Annotated in this window: 16 protein-coding genes; 9 read left to right on the plus strand and 7 right to left on the minus strand. The window is 63.3% G+C overall.

Annotated elements, in window-relative coordinates; genetic code table 11:
- The first annotated feature begins 60 nt into the window (after window positions 1-60).
- Window positions 61-870: a beta/gamma crystallin-related protein gene (locus GTP41_RS27770; protein WP_161024267.1), complete on the plus strand. Its 810-nt coding sequence runs from the start codon at window positions 61-63 to the stop codon at window positions 868-870.
- A 6-nt stretch (window positions 871-876) separates the two neighbouring features.
- On the opposite strand, the gene GTP41_RS04020 is transcribed toward GTP41_RS27770, so the two are convergent.
- The gene (locus tag GTP41_RS04020; protein WP_371867268.1) at window positions 877-1,662 is read right to left on the minus strand and encodes a nucleotidyltransferase domain-containing protein; all 786 of its coding nucleotides are present in this window, start codon (window positions 1,660-1,662) and stop codon (window positions 877-879) included.
- 137 nt (window positions 1,663-1,799) lie between these two features.
- On the opposite strand from GTP41_RS04020, the gene GTP41_RS04025 reads away from it, so the two are divergent.
- From GTP41_RS04025 to GTP41_RS04045, 5 genes are read left to right on the plus strand one after another with little or no spacing between them, the layout of a single operon-like run.
- Window positions 1,800-3,590 carry an aminopeptidase P family protein gene (locus tag GTP41_RS04025; protein WP_202419602.1) on the plus strand — a complete coding sequence of 597 codons (1,791 nt, stop codon included), beginning with the start codon at window positions 1,800-1,802 and terminating at the stop codon, window positions 3,588-3,590.
- Entirely contained in the window at window positions 3,587-3,850 is a 264-nt protein-coding gene (locus GTP41_RS04030; protein WP_161024270.1) for a hypothetical protein, read from the plus strand. The genes GTP41_RS04025 and GTP41_RS04030 overlap by 4 nt, the downstream gene beginning before the upstream one ends.
- 12 nt (window positions 3,851-3,862) lie before the next feature.
- On the plus strand, window positions 3,863-4,606 hold the full coding sequence (locus tag GTP41_RS04035) for an MgtC/SapB family protein (RefSeq protein WP_161024271.1): 744 nt from the start codon (window positions 3,863-3,865) through the stop codon (window positions 4,604-4,606).
- Between the two features lie 9 nt (window positions 4,607-4,615).
- The gene (locus GTP41_RS04040) at window positions 4,616-5,200 is read left to right on the plus strand and encodes a DUF924 family protein (protein ID WP_202419603.1); all 585 of its coding nucleotides are present in this window, start codon (window positions 4,616-4,618) and stop codon (window positions 5,198-5,200) included.
- Complete coding sequence (locus GTP41_RS04045) at window positions 5,200-6,030, plus strand: Rossmann-like and DUF2520 domain-containing protein (RefSeq protein WP_161024272.1); 831 nt, start codon at window positions 5,200-5,202, stop codon at window positions 6,028-6,030. The genes GTP41_RS04040 and GTP41_RS04045 overlap by 1 nt, the downstream gene beginning before the upstream one ends.
- Before the next feature lie 29 nt (window positions 6,031-6,059).
- On the opposite strand, the gene GTP41_RS04050 is transcribed toward GTP41_RS04045, so the two are convergent.
- The 3 genes from GTP41_RS04050 to GTP41_RS04060 all read right to left on the minus strand — a co-directional run bounded on the left by GTP41_RS04050 (window position 6,060) and on the right by GTP41_RS04060 (window position 7,816).
- On the minus strand, window positions 6,060-6,602 hold the full coding sequence (locus GTP41_RS04050) for a TlpA family protein disulfide reductase (RefSeq protein ID WP_161024273.1): 543 nt from the start codon (window positions 6,600-6,602) through the stop codon (window positions 6,060-6,062).
- Window positions 6,599-7,126, minus strand: a complete 528-nt coding sequence (locus GTP41_RS04055) for a carboxymuconolactone decarboxylase family protein (RefSeq protein ID WP_161024274.1) — start codon at window positions 7,124-7,126, stop codon at window positions 6,599-6,601. Before GTP41_RS04055 ends, GTP41_RS04050 begins: the two co-directional genes overlap by 4 nt.
- A gap of 66 nt (window positions 7,127-7,192) precedes the next feature.
- Complete coding sequence (locus GTP41_RS04060) at window positions 7,193-7,816, minus strand: MarR family winged helix-turn-helix transcriptional regulator (protein WP_161024275.1); 624 nt, start codon at window positions 7,814-7,816, stop codon at window positions 7,193-7,195.
- A 228-nt stretch (window positions 7,817-8,044) separates the two neighbouring features.
- On the opposite strand from GTP41_RS04060, the gene GTP41_RS04065 reads away from it, so the two are divergent.
- Window positions 8,045-8,407, plus strand: a complete 363-nt coding sequence (locus GTP41_RS04065) for a hypothetical protein (protein ID WP_161024276.1) — start codon at window positions 8,045-8,047, stop codon at window positions 8,405-8,407.
- On the opposite strand, the gene GTP41_RS04070 is transcribed toward GTP41_RS04065, so the two are convergent.
- Window positions 8,398-8,979 carry a putative pterin-binding protein gene (locus GTP41_RS04070; protein WP_161024277.1) on the minus strand — a complete coding sequence of 194 codons (582 nt, stop codon included), beginning with the start codon at window positions 8,977-8,979 and terminating at the stop codon, window positions 8,398-8,400. The genes GTP41_RS04065 and GTP41_RS04070 overlap by 10 nt on opposite strands.
- An 18-nt stretch (window positions 8,980-8,997) precedes the next feature.
- Here GTP41_RS04070 and GTP41_RS04075 point away from each other — a divergent pair, with 18 nt between their 5' ends.
- Both GTP41_RS04075 and GTP41_RS04080 read left to right on the plus strand, forming a co-directional pair.
- Window positions 8,998-9,591 carry an alpha-ketoglutarate-dependent dioxygenase AlkB family protein gene (locus GTP41_RS04075; RefSeq protein WP_161024278.1) on the plus strand — a complete coding sequence of 198 codons (594 nt, stop codon included), beginning with the start codon at window positions 8,998-9,000 and terminating at the stop codon, window positions 9,589-9,591.
- Window positions 9,592-9,788: 197 nt separating this feature from the next.
- A complete protein-coding gene (locus GTP41_RS04080) occupies window positions 9,789-10,373 on the plus strand; it encodes a porin family protein (RefSeq protein ID WP_161024279.1) in 585 nt (194 codons plus the stop codon).
- A 101-nt stretch (window positions 10,374-10,474) separates the two neighbouring features.
- Here GTP41_RS04080 and GTP41_RS04085 read toward each other — a convergent pair whose 3' ends face one another.
- Together GTP41_RS04085 and ettA are read right to left on the minus strand one after the other, a co-directional pair.
- Window positions 10,475-10,948, minus strand: a complete 474-nt coding sequence (locus GTP41_RS04085; protein WP_161024280.1) for a DUF6265 family protein — start codon at window positions 10,946-10,948, stop codon at window positions 10,475-10,477.
- An 82-nt stretch (window positions 10,949-11,030) separates the two neighbouring features.
- Window positions 11,031-12,698 carry an energy-dependent translational throttle protein EttA gene (ettA, locus tag GTP41_RS04090; protein ID WP_161024281.1) on the minus strand — a complete coding sequence of 556 codons (1,668 nt, stop codon included), beginning with the start codon at window positions 12,696-12,698 and terminating at the stop codon, window positions 11,031-11,033.
- Between the last annotated feature and the right edge of the window lie 2 nt (window positions 12,699-12,700).

Below are 12,700 nucleotides of genomic sequence, written 5' to 3' on the forward strand. Positions count from 1 at the left end.
CTTAACAGACCAGCTTGCACGAAGGGAGCAAGCTGAACCTATCTGTTATGGGAGGACATCATGCATACGTCAATCAAACTTGCCGCCGCCGCCGCTGCCGCACTGCTATGCAGCCAGGCCTGGGCACAAATCACGCTTTATCCACAGGAAGGCTGGCGCGGCCGGCCAGTAAACGTCAGCAACTCCATCCGCGACCTGCGCACCGCAGGCATCGACGACCGCGCCTCGTCGGTCGTGGTGGAACGCGGCCGTTGGGAAGTGTGCGAGCACCCCAACTTCCGCGGCGACTGCCGCATCCTGCGCCGTGGCAGCTACGAGTCGCTGCGCGGCATGGGCCTGAACAACAGCATTTCTTCCATCCGCGCGGTGCCGCGCAACCGTCGGGTTGACGCGATGGCGTATGCGCCGGCACCGGCGCCGCAACCAGCCTACGAATACCGCATGCGCCCCAGCGAACGCACCTATGAAGCACCAATCACGTCGGCCCGTGCCGTCGTCGGCCCGCCGGAGCAACGCTGCTGGGTGGAGCGGCAGCAGGTCAATGAGATGTCCGGCGGTAGCGGCACGGCGGGCGCCATCGCCGGCGCCCTGATCGGCGGCGTGCTGGGCCACCAGGTCGGCGGCGGCTCCGGGCGTGATTTCGCCACCGTCGGCGGCGCCATCGCCGGCGCCGCAGTCGGCTCCAACGTCGCCCGCAATCGCGGCAACGAATACGCCCAGAACGTGCAGCGCTGCGAAGCCATCCCCAGTCGCACACCGCAATACTGGGATGTGACTTACGAGTTCCGCGGCACCCAGCACCGCGCCCAACTGGCCTCCGAGCCGGGCCGCTATATCACCGTGAACCGGGACGGCGTGCCGCGCATGTAGAGCGCCTCAGTGCTGCTCGGCCAAAACGGCATGGAACAGCTGGTTCAGGCCAGTAGAAACGTCGCCGCGTTGAAAGCGGGAGACCTCTGGCCGCTCCAGTCTTTCCAGCTCCGATTCGATGAATCGGTTCAGGCAGGGCACAGGCTCGGATAAGCCCATTTCCGGCGCAGCCTTTTTCTTTTCAAGTAGAGCCGCAATTGCGTCCAGCAACTCCGTTTCGCCTTCCAGCAAGTGTAAAAGCTTGTCGAATTCGATAGGAGCGGCAGTACCGTAGCGCTCAAGCCAGCGTACAGCGAGCAGTGGACGAAGCACGTAGAAGTACTTCTTCAATGGCACCATATCTGCACGCAAATAGCCGCGATAGTTTGTTTTAGCCATGCTGCGGTAGTGATAGACGCCATTCTCGCAGGAGTAGATCTGTGGCAGCAATTGACGCGTGCCGTCAGCAAAACCGCCATGAGAGCGATACAAGATGGGCGACTGAATCCATTCCACAAAAGCGGGATTGGATTTATGGAATAAGCGCAGGGCTTTGCGAACGTCCCAGCCGTTCAGGTCAATGTCATCGACAATCTCATATTCGATGACATCGCGCTTTTCTTCGAGATCCACCGCAAGATACCAATTGCTTGGGTGGGCGTAGATAAAACGAACATCATAGTCGCTATTTGGAGAGGCAAACCCCCATGCCCTGCTACCGGATTCAACCGCCAGCAAGATTCGCACATTGTGTTCAGCTTCTGCTGCCGCCAGGCGGCGCATGATTTCTTCCCTTACGTCCTCGGGTATCAATTTCTCTCCACGTTCAGTTTGAGTTGCATCATTTTAGATGGTGCGTTCAGTTAGCGGAAAAAGCAACGTGCCGCCATGTGCCATCGAATGAATCGTTCGGGCTAAGCAGGATGGCGCAATCGGGGTATGATTGCGCTATGAAAGAATCAATCCGCACTAGACTCGAATCCATGCGCGCGGCGATGCGGCGGCACGAGGTTGCCGCCTGCATGGTCCCTTCCTCCGACCCCCACTTGTCCGAATACCTGCCGCCGCGCTGGCAGGGGCGTGAATGGCTGTCGGATTTCACCGGCTCGGTCGGCACCTTCATCATCACCCCCGATTTCGCGGGCGTCTGGACCGATGGCCGCTACTGGACCCAGGCGGAAACCGAACTGGCCGGCAGCGGCGTGCAGCTGATGAAGATCTCGTCAGGCGCCAGTACGCAGTATGTGGACTGGCTGGCGGAAACGCTGCAACCGGGCCAGGTGCTGGCGGTGGACGGGGCGGTGCTGGGCCTGTCGACCGCGCGCCTGCTGCAGGCGCGCGGCATCACGCTGCGCACCGACCTGGACTTGCTGGACGAGGTGTGGAGCGACCGGCCCGGCCTGCCGCAGGCTCCCGTCTATGAACATGAGCGCCCCTACGCCGACAAGACGCGCGCCGCAAAACTGGCCGTGCTGCGGGCGGAAATGGCGCGCCAGGGCGCCAGCCACCACGTGATTTCGACCCTGGACGATATCGCCTACCTGTTCAACCTGCGCGGTTCGGACGTCAACTACAACCCGATTTTCCTGGCACATGCCCTGGTGGAGCGCGAGCGTGCCATGCTGTTTGTGGCGGCCGGCAAGATCGAGCCGGGCCTGGCCGGCCTGCTGGCGGCGGATAACGTGTTCGTCGAGCCTTACGAGGAGGCGGCCGATGCGCTGGCCGCCATCCCGTCCGGCAGCACGCTGCTGCTCGATCCGCGCCGCATCACGTTCGGCACGCGCCAGGCGGTGCCGGAAAGCGTGGCGGTAATCGAGGCGATCAACCCGACCACCTTCGCCAAGTCGCGCAAGACCGCGCACGAGGCGGACTATGTGCGCGCCACCATGGTGCAGGACGGCGCCGCGCTGTGCGAATTCTTCTCCTGGCTGGAACAGACCCTGGCCGACCCGCAGCGCGCGCCGCTGGACGAATACGCCATCGGCCAGCATTTGCTGCAGGCGCGCCGCCGTCGTCCGGGCTTTGTCAGCCCGAGCTTCGGCACCATTGCCGGCTTCCGCGCCAACGGCGCCATCATGCACTACCGCGCCCCGGCGCAGGGCAGCGCCGTGATCGAAGGCGACGGCCTGCTGCTGATCGACTCCGGCGGCCAGTACACCGGCGGCACCACCGACATCACGCGCGTGGTGCCGGTCGGCGCCATCTCGCAGGAACACAAGCGCGACTTCACCCTGGTCCTGAAAGCGATGATGGCCTTGTCCGTGGCCCAGTTCCCGCGCGGCGTGAAGTCGCCCATGCTGGATGCGATCGCGCGCGCGCCGCTGTGGGCGGCCGGCATCGACTTCGGCCACGGCACCGGCCATGGCGTGGGCTTCTTCCTGAATGTGCACGAAGGGCCGCAGTCGATTTCCCCATCCACTCCGCCGGAGCCGCATACGGCGATGGAGCCGGGCATGATCACTTCCAACGAGCCGGGCATCTACCGCCCCGGCAAATGGGGCATCCGCATCGAGAACCTGGTGCTCAACGTGCCGGCTGCCGATTCGGAGTTCGGCGAGTTCCTGCGCTTCGAGACCCTGACCTTGTGCCCGATCGATACGCGCTGTGTGGACCAGTCCCTGCTGCGCGAGGATGAGGTGCGCTGGCTGAACGATTACCACGCTACGGTGCGCCAGCGCCTGCGCCCGCATGTCAGCGGCGCCGCCTTGCGCTGGCTGGAGCAAAGGACGGAGGCGCTATGAGCCGCTCGACTAAAGCATCCGGCGCGCTGGCGCGGCTGAAAGAGCGCTCAGGCAACCAGGCGTACTCCATGACCATTACCGGCAGCGGTCACTTCTTCCTGACCGAAGGGCCGGGCCAGCCGCCGCTTTGCGCACCGTTGGAGCTGGACGATTTTGTCGCCTTCGTCAATGCGCAGGGCCCGCAAAAGGTGAAACGGGTCAGCAAGCTCGATGTAGCATTTGAAAAGCAGCTCGCAGCCAAGAAAGCAACAAAACCATAAAGTGAGGCAGCCATGCCCAGCATAGAATTCCTGCGTGCGTACTGGTCGACCGGCGAACTGGCGACCAATTTTGTCATTCTGATGAACCTTGTCGGGGCGCTGTTGCTTGGCCTGCTGGTCGGCTACGAGCGCTCCTACCATGGCCGGGCGGCGGGCATGCGCACTTACGGCCTGGTGTGCATGGCGTCGGCGGCCTTGACCGTGGTGTGCGGCTACCCGTCGCTGTGGTTCGGCGGGCATATGTCGGAGCTGATCAGCACCGACCCGACCCGCGTCATCCAGGGCATCGTCACCGGCATCGGCTTTCTCGGCGCGGGCGTGATCATGCGCGAGGGCTTCAATATTTCCGGGCTGACCACGGCGGCCTCGATCTGGGCCTCGTCCTGCATCGGCGTGGCGGTCGGCCTGGGCTTCTACCTGGGCGCCATGGGGCTGGCCTTCCTGTGCGCCATGTCGATGATCTTCCTGTCCAAGGTGGAGGCCTGGCTGCCGTCGCGCCATGCGATTGCGATCAGCATGCGCTTCAAGCCCGGCTTTGAGCCGAAGGAGGACCAGCTGCGCGCCATGGCGCTGGAGCGGGGCTATCAAATCGCCGGCGGTTCGCTCACCATCGGTATGGACCAGGGCAAGCAGGAGTGGCGCTTCGTCGCGCTGGCCCTCAGCAAGCGTAGCGGTTCGCCGCTGTCGCGCATCGCGGAGGAGATGGTGCATTTCGAAGGCATCGACAGCTTCCAGGTCACCCATGCACGCAATTAGGAGGCAGGTTTGCTGATCCATTCGCAAGATGTACTTGATTTCTGGTTCCTGCCGATCGGCGCCAAGGGACACAATATGCAGCGCCCGGAGTGGTGGCGCAAGGACGACGCTTTCGACCGCGCGATCTTCCAGCAGTTCGGCGATGTGATCGAGCAGGCGCTGGCGGGCGGCCTGCGGCAGTGGGACGACGAGGGCACGCAGGGCACCCTGGCGCGCATCATCGTGCTGGACCAGTTCACGCGCAACGTGTATCGCGGCACGCCGAAGGCCTTTGCCGGCGATGAGCTGGCGCTGGAGGCGGCGCGCGCGCTGGATGATTCCGGCGCCAACCAGACCTTGCCGGTGGCGCAACGGGCGTTTTCCTATATGCCGCTGGAGCATGCGGAAAACCTGTCGATGCAGCTGCGCTGCGTGGACCTGTTCGCGATGCTGGCGGCGGATGCGCCGGCCTATGCGGGCATGCTCGACTTCGCCAAGAAGCACTATGAGGTGATCCGCCGCTTTGGCCGTTTCCCGCACCGCAACGCCATCCTGGGGCGCGAATCGACGCCGGAGGAAATCGAGTTCCTCAAACAGCCGGGGTCGAGCTTTTGATGCGTCGCTTGACTGTGATCGGCGGCGGCCAGGTGGGGCGGGTGCTGGGGCGGCTATTCGCAGGCGCCGCGGTGTTTTCCGTGCAGGATGTCGTGGCCCGCTCGGCTGACAAGGCGGCGCAGGCGGCGGCGTTCATCGGCAGCGGTACCCCTGCCGTGGCCGGCGGCGCGCTGCGTGCCGCCGATGTTTTCATGCTGTCGGTGTCGGATGACCAGATCGGGCCTGCCTGCGAGGCGCTGGCTGCGGCAGTGCCGCTGCAGGGCGCGGTGGTGTTCCATTGCAGCGGGGCGCTGGCGTCCGAGCAGCTGGCGGCGGCGCACGCGGCGGGGGCGCATGTGGCCAGTGTGCATCCGATCCGCAGTTTTGCCGATGTGGATGCGGTGGCGGCCGCTTTTGCCGGCACCTTTTGCGGCGTCGAGGGCGATCAGCAGGCCTTGGATGTGCTGCTGCCGGCGCTGGCGGCGATCGGCGCGCGCGCCGTGCGGATCGACCCGGCCGCCAAGACGGTGTACCACGCGGCGGCGGTGTTCGCGAGCAATTACCTGGTCACGGTGATCGATGCGGCTTTGCGCGCCTACCAGGCGGCGGGTGTTCCCGAGGCGGTGGCGCGCGAGCTGGCCAGGCCGCTGGCGCTGGAATCCATGGAGAATGCCTTCCGCCTCGGCGCGGCGCCGGCGCTGACCGGCCCCGTCGCGCGCGGTGATATGGCGACGGTGATGCGCCAGCAGGACGCGGTGATGGCGTGGGATGCCGCCACCGGCCAGCTGTATCGCGCGCTGGTGCCGCCCACTGTCGAACTGGCTGAGCGCAAACGCGCGGGCAAGCCCTAACCCTCGTCCACGCGGTCCCCACGGCTCGGCTAGCGCGGCACGGTGCAGCCCTCTGCGTCGCAGTCCGCGTCGCCGCTGGCCGGCGCGCTGCCGGGCGGGCGGGGCGCGGCGCCATGCACCGGGGCGGTGGCTGCGGCGGGCTGCTCGGCCAGCAGGCGACCGATCACGCCGCCCAGCACCAGGTCATCAATCCCGCCGAAGTGGTTCAGCCGCAGCTGCCCCGCGCGGTCGAACAGCAACAGGCTGGGCGTGCCGCGCAGTTCATAGTGCCGCATGGTAGCCGGTACCGGCGAACCGGGCAGCGCCCGATCCACCGCCACCGGAAACGGCAGCCGATACTCGTGGATGAACGCCTCCAGCGCGCGCGGCGTCATCACGTCATGGTGCTCAAACACGCTATGCAGGCCGATCACCACCAATTCGGGAAAGGCCTGCTGCAGCTTGACCGCCTGCGGGATGCCGTGCGCCACGCAACCGGGGCACAGCATCTGGAAGGCATGCACCGCCACCACCTTGCCATCGGTGGCAGGCGCGGCCCCGTTGAGCCACGCCGAGGCATCGAGCCGTATCATTTTGCGCGCAGCTTCACGCCAGGGAAATCGACCGGCACCTTGAACGCCACGTTCACATAGTTGGTGAACAGGTTCAACGCCACATGCGCCATGATTTCCACGATTTCGCCATCGCTGAAGCCGACCGTGCGCAGCTCTTGCACCTGCTCGTCATCGATCTTGGCGCGATTGGCCACCACGGCCACCGCAAAGCGCAGCGCGGCAGCGGTTTTCGGATCGCTCGACTGGCCCGCCTGCGCCGCGCTCATTTCATCGGCCGAGGCACCGGCTTTGCGGCCCAGGGCGGTATGCGCCGCCAGGCAGTATTCGCAATCATTGCGGTCGGCGATGGCGACAGCAATCTGTTCGCCCAGTTTGGCGCCCAGCGTGCCGCCGCCCAGGGCGCCAAAGCTGCCCCACATGCTCTGCAGCGCCGCCGGGGAATTCGACACGGCCTTGAACATATTCGGGGTGGCGCCGAAAGCCTGGTGGATCTGGGCCAACAGGCCGGTGCTGTCATTGGTGTTCAGTGGAATGCGCGACATGGTAATGCTCCTTTTCAAGATTAAAAATAGGACTCCTAACTATTTGGGTCCAAAAAAAGGCCGGCCTCAAACCAGGGCCTGCCAATTCTTTACCTGCTGCACCGGATCGGCCGGTTCATGTTCCGGACAATCCAAACGCAACATCGCCACCGGCAACGGTGCGCCCATCAGCCCGCAATGATGGGGCGCGGCGGCATCCGCATGCCGGTTCGGCTGGAAATACTTACACGACAAACATGCGCGCAGCTCCGGAAAGCGCTCCGTCTTCTGCAACTGCCCAATCACCTGCAGCAAGCCGCCCAGCAACTGCTGCTGCGCCTGCGGCGACAGCGTCGCCACCGCCTCATCCGCAAAGCCGGTGGCGCCCGCGATGCGCTCGGCCACCAGCCGTCCCTCATCGCTCAGGTGCAGGTCGGTGGCGCGGCCATCGTCCAGCGCGCGCACTTTGCGCACCAGGCCTTTCGCCACCAGGGCCGCCACCGAATCGCTGGCGCTGGCCGCCGAAATCGACAGCTGACGCGCCACCCACGACAAGCGTACGCCTTGCGGCGCGCGGTTATGCAACAGTTGCAGGATCTCAGCTTGGGCCGGATTGAGGTTCTCGCGGGTTGCAAACTCCCACATACCCGAACGCAGTACGCTGCCGATACGGGATATTGCGGAAATAATGCGGGTGGAAGTCGTGTCCATGTGCCAAGTATAAGGCCGAAATCCGAAATGTCAAGGACTCCTAACTAATTACGAAAGCCTTGCAATTCGGCAGGGCAAAAAATATAGTTGAAGAGCAGTTAAAAGCTTTTTGCCGGACTTTTTTTGTTGGAATGGAGCAAAAAGTTAGCCCCGACGGGTGACAAAATTGGCCGTTAGCAATAAGCTAGCTCACTTGGGAAAAGCCACACACAGTTCTAGGGGAACGCTATGTTATTTTTGAAATCCACGTCTGTCACCAAGGCGCCTGGCATCTACGAAGTTGATATCGCTGCCAAACCGCCTGGCAAGACGTTCGGCGTATACATGGCAACCGACCCGGATAATCCGCCGACCGCCGTGCTGGAAGCACTGGCCGCTGGCGGCTTCAAGCAGGTGCACAGCTCCGGCTATACCCACAAGGACCGCGGCAAGGTGCTCGACCTGCACTTCCAGAAAGATGGCACCGACCTGTTCAACGGCTGGAAAGTTGACGAGGCCGAAGCGAACATGGCGATCATCAACAAAATCTTCGGCGACATCGGCGTCGCCATTACCCCGCGCGTGATGTCGCTGGCCGAAGCCTACGCCTGAACGTCGATGTGATACAGGGCCCAGGGGCAGGTGCTGAAGCGCTCGCCCACCGGCCGGCTGGCCATTTCCGGTACCCGATCCGCATCGTAAATCGCCCATAACGGGCCCAGTCCACCCAGCGCCATGGGCGCGCCGTCCAGGTGCGTCGCCACGATGTAGCGCTGCGCGCTGGCGCGTGCCAGCGTGACCGCCACCGCATAGCCATCCACCGCGCGCAGCACGATATTGCTGCCTTCGCCCAACTGCGCCCCCGCCGCTTTCAGCACGTCCACCAGCAAGGGGCCGGCCAGGGTATGCGGCCGCGCGTCGTATTCCAGCGTCGGTTTGATGGTCACGGCCGGCAGCGCCGCCAGGGCCGCGAAATCGAACACGAAGGCCTTCTCAAAGCTCAGGCGCTGGCGGTGCATCATCTGGTCGGCGACGCGGTCGAAACGGCCGCGGTTGGGGCGCGCGATGGCGCCGGTGACGGTTAGCAGGGTGGGGCCGCGTTCGGCCGGTTTGGGGGCCGCGGCGCCCAGGGCGGGAATGGCGCCAGCCGCTGCCACGGCGCCGAGGAATTGACGTTTCTTCATCCGGGTATGATAACGCCTATGGACCTGTTTACTGCCGAGCCCGAACTCTTGCCCATCCCGATCGAGGATGGCGAGCTGTATTTCATGCAGCAGCTGCCGCTGCCTGTGGACAATGCCGAAGTTATGCAGCGGCTGCTGGACGAAACGGCGTGGAAGGCGGAAACCATCTTCCTGTTCGGGCGCGAAGTCGCCCAGCCGCGCCTCAGCGCCTGGTACGGCGCGGCGCGCTACACCTATTCCGGCCGCACCTTTGAACCCTTGCCGTTCACGCCCCTGCAGCTGGAAATCAAACGCGCGGTGGAGGCGGCCAGCGGGCGCCGCTTCAACAGCCTGCTGCTCAACTATTACCGGAACGAGCAGGACAGCATGGGCTTCCACAGCGACGACGAGCCGGAACTCGGGCCGCAGCCAGCGATCGCCTCGGTCAGCTTCGGCGATACCCGCACCTTCATCCTGAAGCACAAAAAGCAGGCAAAAACCGTCAAACTGGATCTAACTGACGGCAGCTTCCTGCTCATGGCCGGCATGCTGCAGCACTGCTGGCGGCATGGCATCAATAAGGAGCGCAAGCCGCGCGGCGCCCGCATCAATCTGACCTTCCGCTTGATTTGAACGGCAGAATTGACGTCAAGTTCGGCTATTTTGGGGTGAACTATGGCAATTCAAGGCGACTTACAAACGCATACAATTCTTACCAGTTCGTCTCCCCCTTGATCTTTTTGCAGTGTTATCGTGCTTTCCATCGCACTTCCAAAGACGAAGCGCGATCCCAAGCAATATCACCTTAACTTTGCTGAAAGATCACGAAAATGAAGAAAATTGCATTCGCCCTCATCACTTCCGCCCTGGCCCTGGGCGCCGCTTCGGTCCAGGCGCAAGAACTGAAACCTTACGTCGGCGTCGGCGTGGTGTCCAGCCAGCATAAATACAACGCAGCCAACGACACCACCAACGGCGACCGCAAGTCGAACGAATGGGGTGGCAAGATTTACGGCGGCGTACAGCTCGACAAGACCTGGGGCGTGGAAGCCGGCTACACCGACTTCGGCAAATCCGATTACAGCTACACCGTAGGCGGCGCCAACGGCCGCATCGAAAGCGATGCCAAGTCCTTCTACCTGGCGGGCAAGGGCAGCTTCCCGATTAACCAGCAACTGTCCATGACCGGCAAGCTGGGCGTGGCGCACAATAAGAATGATGTGAACGCCACCGGCCTGGCCGTAGCATACCGTGGCGATAGCAGCCGTAACGCGCTGTTCGCAGCAGTTGGCGCCGAGTATGCATTCACCGACAAACTGTCGGGCGTGGTGGAGTACGAACACTACGGCAAGAACGACAACGAGCAGGGCCGTCGCAAAGGCGCCGTCAACCTGGGCGTGAAAGCCAGCTTCTGAACCGAGGGGGAGGGCGGCTTGGCCACCTCCCCCCGCAAAGTGCCGATCGAGGCCGGGTGCGACCGCGGCAGCTTAGCGCTGCCAAGGTCCTTGTGCCCGCCTCACCTTCCTGCCGGACATTGCGTCCGCGTCATCGGGTAATCGAAAGCCTTCTCCTTGCCTTTCGAGACGCCTTCAATCCGGGCCTTCAGGCCGTCGGTTCCATTCCGTTGGTAAATGATCCGCTGCGGGAAATCGTGCTGCGGGTTTTCGAACACGACTGCGCTGTCGCTCAATGATTTGATCGGGAACGTGGCTTCCGGCTGGCGGCTGGGCTTGGCCACGTAGGACCATTTGCCCGGCTCCGTTTCGCGGATCATGGTGTGTTCCCACTCGACGGTTTTGCCGTTCTTGATGGTGCGGGCAATGCCGAGCATGGTGCCGCCGGCCGGCAGGGACCACATTTCCATGGAGCCCGGCTCGGCGCCCGTGTGGGACCAGCAGCCGGCAAGCCAGCTGAGTTTGTTGACGGGAGCTTCCTGGGCAATCACGCCGGCGCTGGCGAGCAGCAGGGCGCAGAAAAATTGTTTGCGCATTTTTTACCCCTGAATGATCTTGCAGCCAGTGGCTTCGGCAGACCGGGGTCTGACCCTTGGGTCAGACCCCGGTCTGCCGTGTTTAGCCGTGCAGCGGCTTATACCGAATACGCTTCGGCTTGGCACCTTCCTCGCCCAAACGCTTCTTCTTGTCCGCTTCATATTCCTGGTAGTTACCAGCAAAGAAGGACACCTGCGAATCGCCCTCAAAGGCCAGGATATGGGTTGCGATACGGTCCAGGAACCAGCGATCGTGCGAAATCACCATGCACGAACCGGCGAATTCCAGCAGCGCATCTTCCAGCGCGCGCAGGGTTTCCACGTCCAGGTCATTGGACGGTTCGTCCAGCAGCAGCACGTTGCCGCCCATCAGCAGGGTCTTGGCCAGGTGCAGACGGCCACGCTCACCACCGGACAGGTTGCCCACGATCTTCTGCTGGTCCGCGCCCTTGAAGTTGAAGCGGCCGCAATACGCACGCGACGGCATTTCGAAACGGCCCACGCTCAGGATGTCGGCGCCGCCGGACACTGCCTCGAACACGGTCTTATCGTTGTCCAGCTTATCGCGGCTCTGGTCCACCAGCGAAATCTTGGCGGTCTTACCGATCACCACTTCACCGCTATCCGGCTGCTCCAGGCCGGCGATCATCTTGAACAGGGTCGACTTACCGGCGCCGTTCGGGCCGATGATGCCAACGATTGCGCCCGGCGGGATGATGAAGGACAGGTTGTCGATCAGCAGGCGGTCGCCAAACGACTTGGTAACGTTCTTGAATTCGATCACATCGTTACCCAGGCGCTCCGCCACAGGGATGAAGATTTCCTGGGTCTCGTTGCGCTTCTGGTATTCGTATTCGCTCAGCTCATTGAAGCGCGCCATACGGGCCTTGGACTTGGCCTGGCGTGCCTTCGGATTCTGGCGCGACCATTCCAATTCCTTCTGCAGCGCTTTCTGACGCGCCGACTCGGTGGCCTCTTCCTGCTTCAGGCGTTCCTGCTTCTGGTCCAGCCACGAAGAATAGTTGCCCTTCCACGGGATGCCATGGCCACGGTCCAGTTCCAGGATCCACTCGGCAGCGTTGTCGAGGAAGTAGCGATCGTGGGTAATGCCGACCACGGTGCCCGGGAAGCGCACCAGGAACTGCTCCAGCCATTCCACCGATTCCGCGTCCAGGTGGTTGGTCGGTTCGTCGAGCAGCAGCATGTCCGGCTTGGACAGCAGCAGTTTGCACAGCGCCACGCGGCGCTTCTCACCACCGGACAGCACGCCGATCTTCTGCTCCCACGGCGGCAGGCGCAGCGCGTCGGCGGCCATTTCCAGTTGCAGGTTCAGGTTGCCGCCGTCGGCGGCGGCGATGATCGATTCCAGGCGCTCCTGCTCTTTCGCCAGCGCGTCGAAGTCCGCGTCTTCTTCCGCATAGGCGGCGTACACGGCTTCCAGCAGCGCTTGTGCGTTGAAGGCTTCGCCCAGGCCGGACTCGACTTCTTCGCGCACGGTTTTTTCAGGATCCAGCTGCGGTTCCTGCGGCAGGTAGCCGATGTTCAGGCCCGGCATCGGGCGCGCTTCGCCCTGGATATCGGTGTCGATGCCCGCCATGATCTTCAGCAGGGTGGATTTGCCGGAGCCGTTCAGGCCCAGCACGCCGATCTTCGCGCCCGGGAAGAAGGACAGCGAGATGTCTTTAAGGATCTGGCGTTTCGGTGGGACGATCTTGCCCACGCGGTTCATGGTATAGACGTAATTGGCCACGG

Source organism: Pseudoduganella guangdongensis (assembly GCF_009857475.1).
Classification (GTDB): Bacteria; Pseudomonadota; Gammaproteobacteria; order Burkholderiales; family Burkholderiaceae_D; genus Rugamonas; species Rugamonas guangdongensis.

What these genes read in the sequence shown, in the direction of transcription:
- GTP41_RS27770 (WP_161024267.1), top strand. Translation starts at nt 61, where the DNA reads ATGCATACGTCAATCAAACTTGCCGCCGCCGCCGCTGCCGCACTGCTA.
- GTP41_RS04025 (WP_202419602.1), top strand. Translation starts at nt 1,800, where the DNA reads ATGAAAGAATCAATCCGCACTAGACTCGAATCCATGCGCGCGGCGATG.
- GTP41_RS04030 (WP_161024270.1), top strand. Translation starts at nt 3,587, where the DNA reads ATGAGCCGCTCGACTAAAGCATCCGGCGCGCTGGCGCGGCTGAAAGAG.
- GTP41_RS04035 (WP_161024271.1), top strand. Translation starts at nt 3,863, where the DNA reads ATGCCCAGCATAGAATTCCTGCGTGCGTACTGGTCGACCGGCGAACTG.
- GTP41_RS04045 (WP_161024272.1), top strand. Translation starts at nt 5,200, where the DNA reads ATGCGTCGCTTGACTGTGATCGGCGGCGGCCAGGTGGGGCGGGTGCTG.
- GTP41_RS04050 (WP_161024273.1), bottom strand. Translation starts at nt 6,602, where the DNA reads ATGATACGGCTCGATGCCTCGGCGTGGCTCAACGGGGCCGCGCCTGCC.
- GTP41_RS04055 (WP_161024274.1), bottom strand. Translation starts at nt 7,126, where the DNA reads ATGTCGCGCATTCCACTGAACACCAATGACAGCACCGGCCTGTTGGCC.
- GTP41_RS04060 (WP_161024275.1), bottom strand. Translation starts at nt 7,816, where the DNA reads ATGGACACGACTTCCACCCGCATTATTTCCGCAATATCCCGTATCGGC.
- GTP41_RS04065 (WP_161024276.1), top strand. Translation starts at nt 8,045, where the DNA reads ATGTTATTTTTGAAATCCACGTCTGTCACCAAGGCGCCTGGCATCTAC.
- GTP41_RS04070 (WP_161024277.1), bottom strand. Translation starts at nt 8,979, where the DNA reads ATGAAGAAACGTCAATTCCTCGGCGCCGTGGCAGCGGCTGGCGCCATT.
- GTP41_RS04075 (WP_161024278.1), top strand. Translation starts at nt 8,998, where the DNA reads ATGGACCTGTTTACTGCCGAGCCCGAACTCTTGCCCATCCCGATCGAG.
- GTP41_RS04080 (WP_161024279.1), top strand. Translation starts at nt 9,789, where the DNA reads ATGAAGAAAATTGCATTCGCCCTCATCACTTCCGCCCTGGCCCTGGGC.
- GTP41_RS04085 (WP_161024280.1), bottom strand. Translation starts at nt 10,948, where the DNA reads ATGCGCAAACAATTTTTCTGCGCCCTGCTGCTCGCCAGCGCCGGCGTG.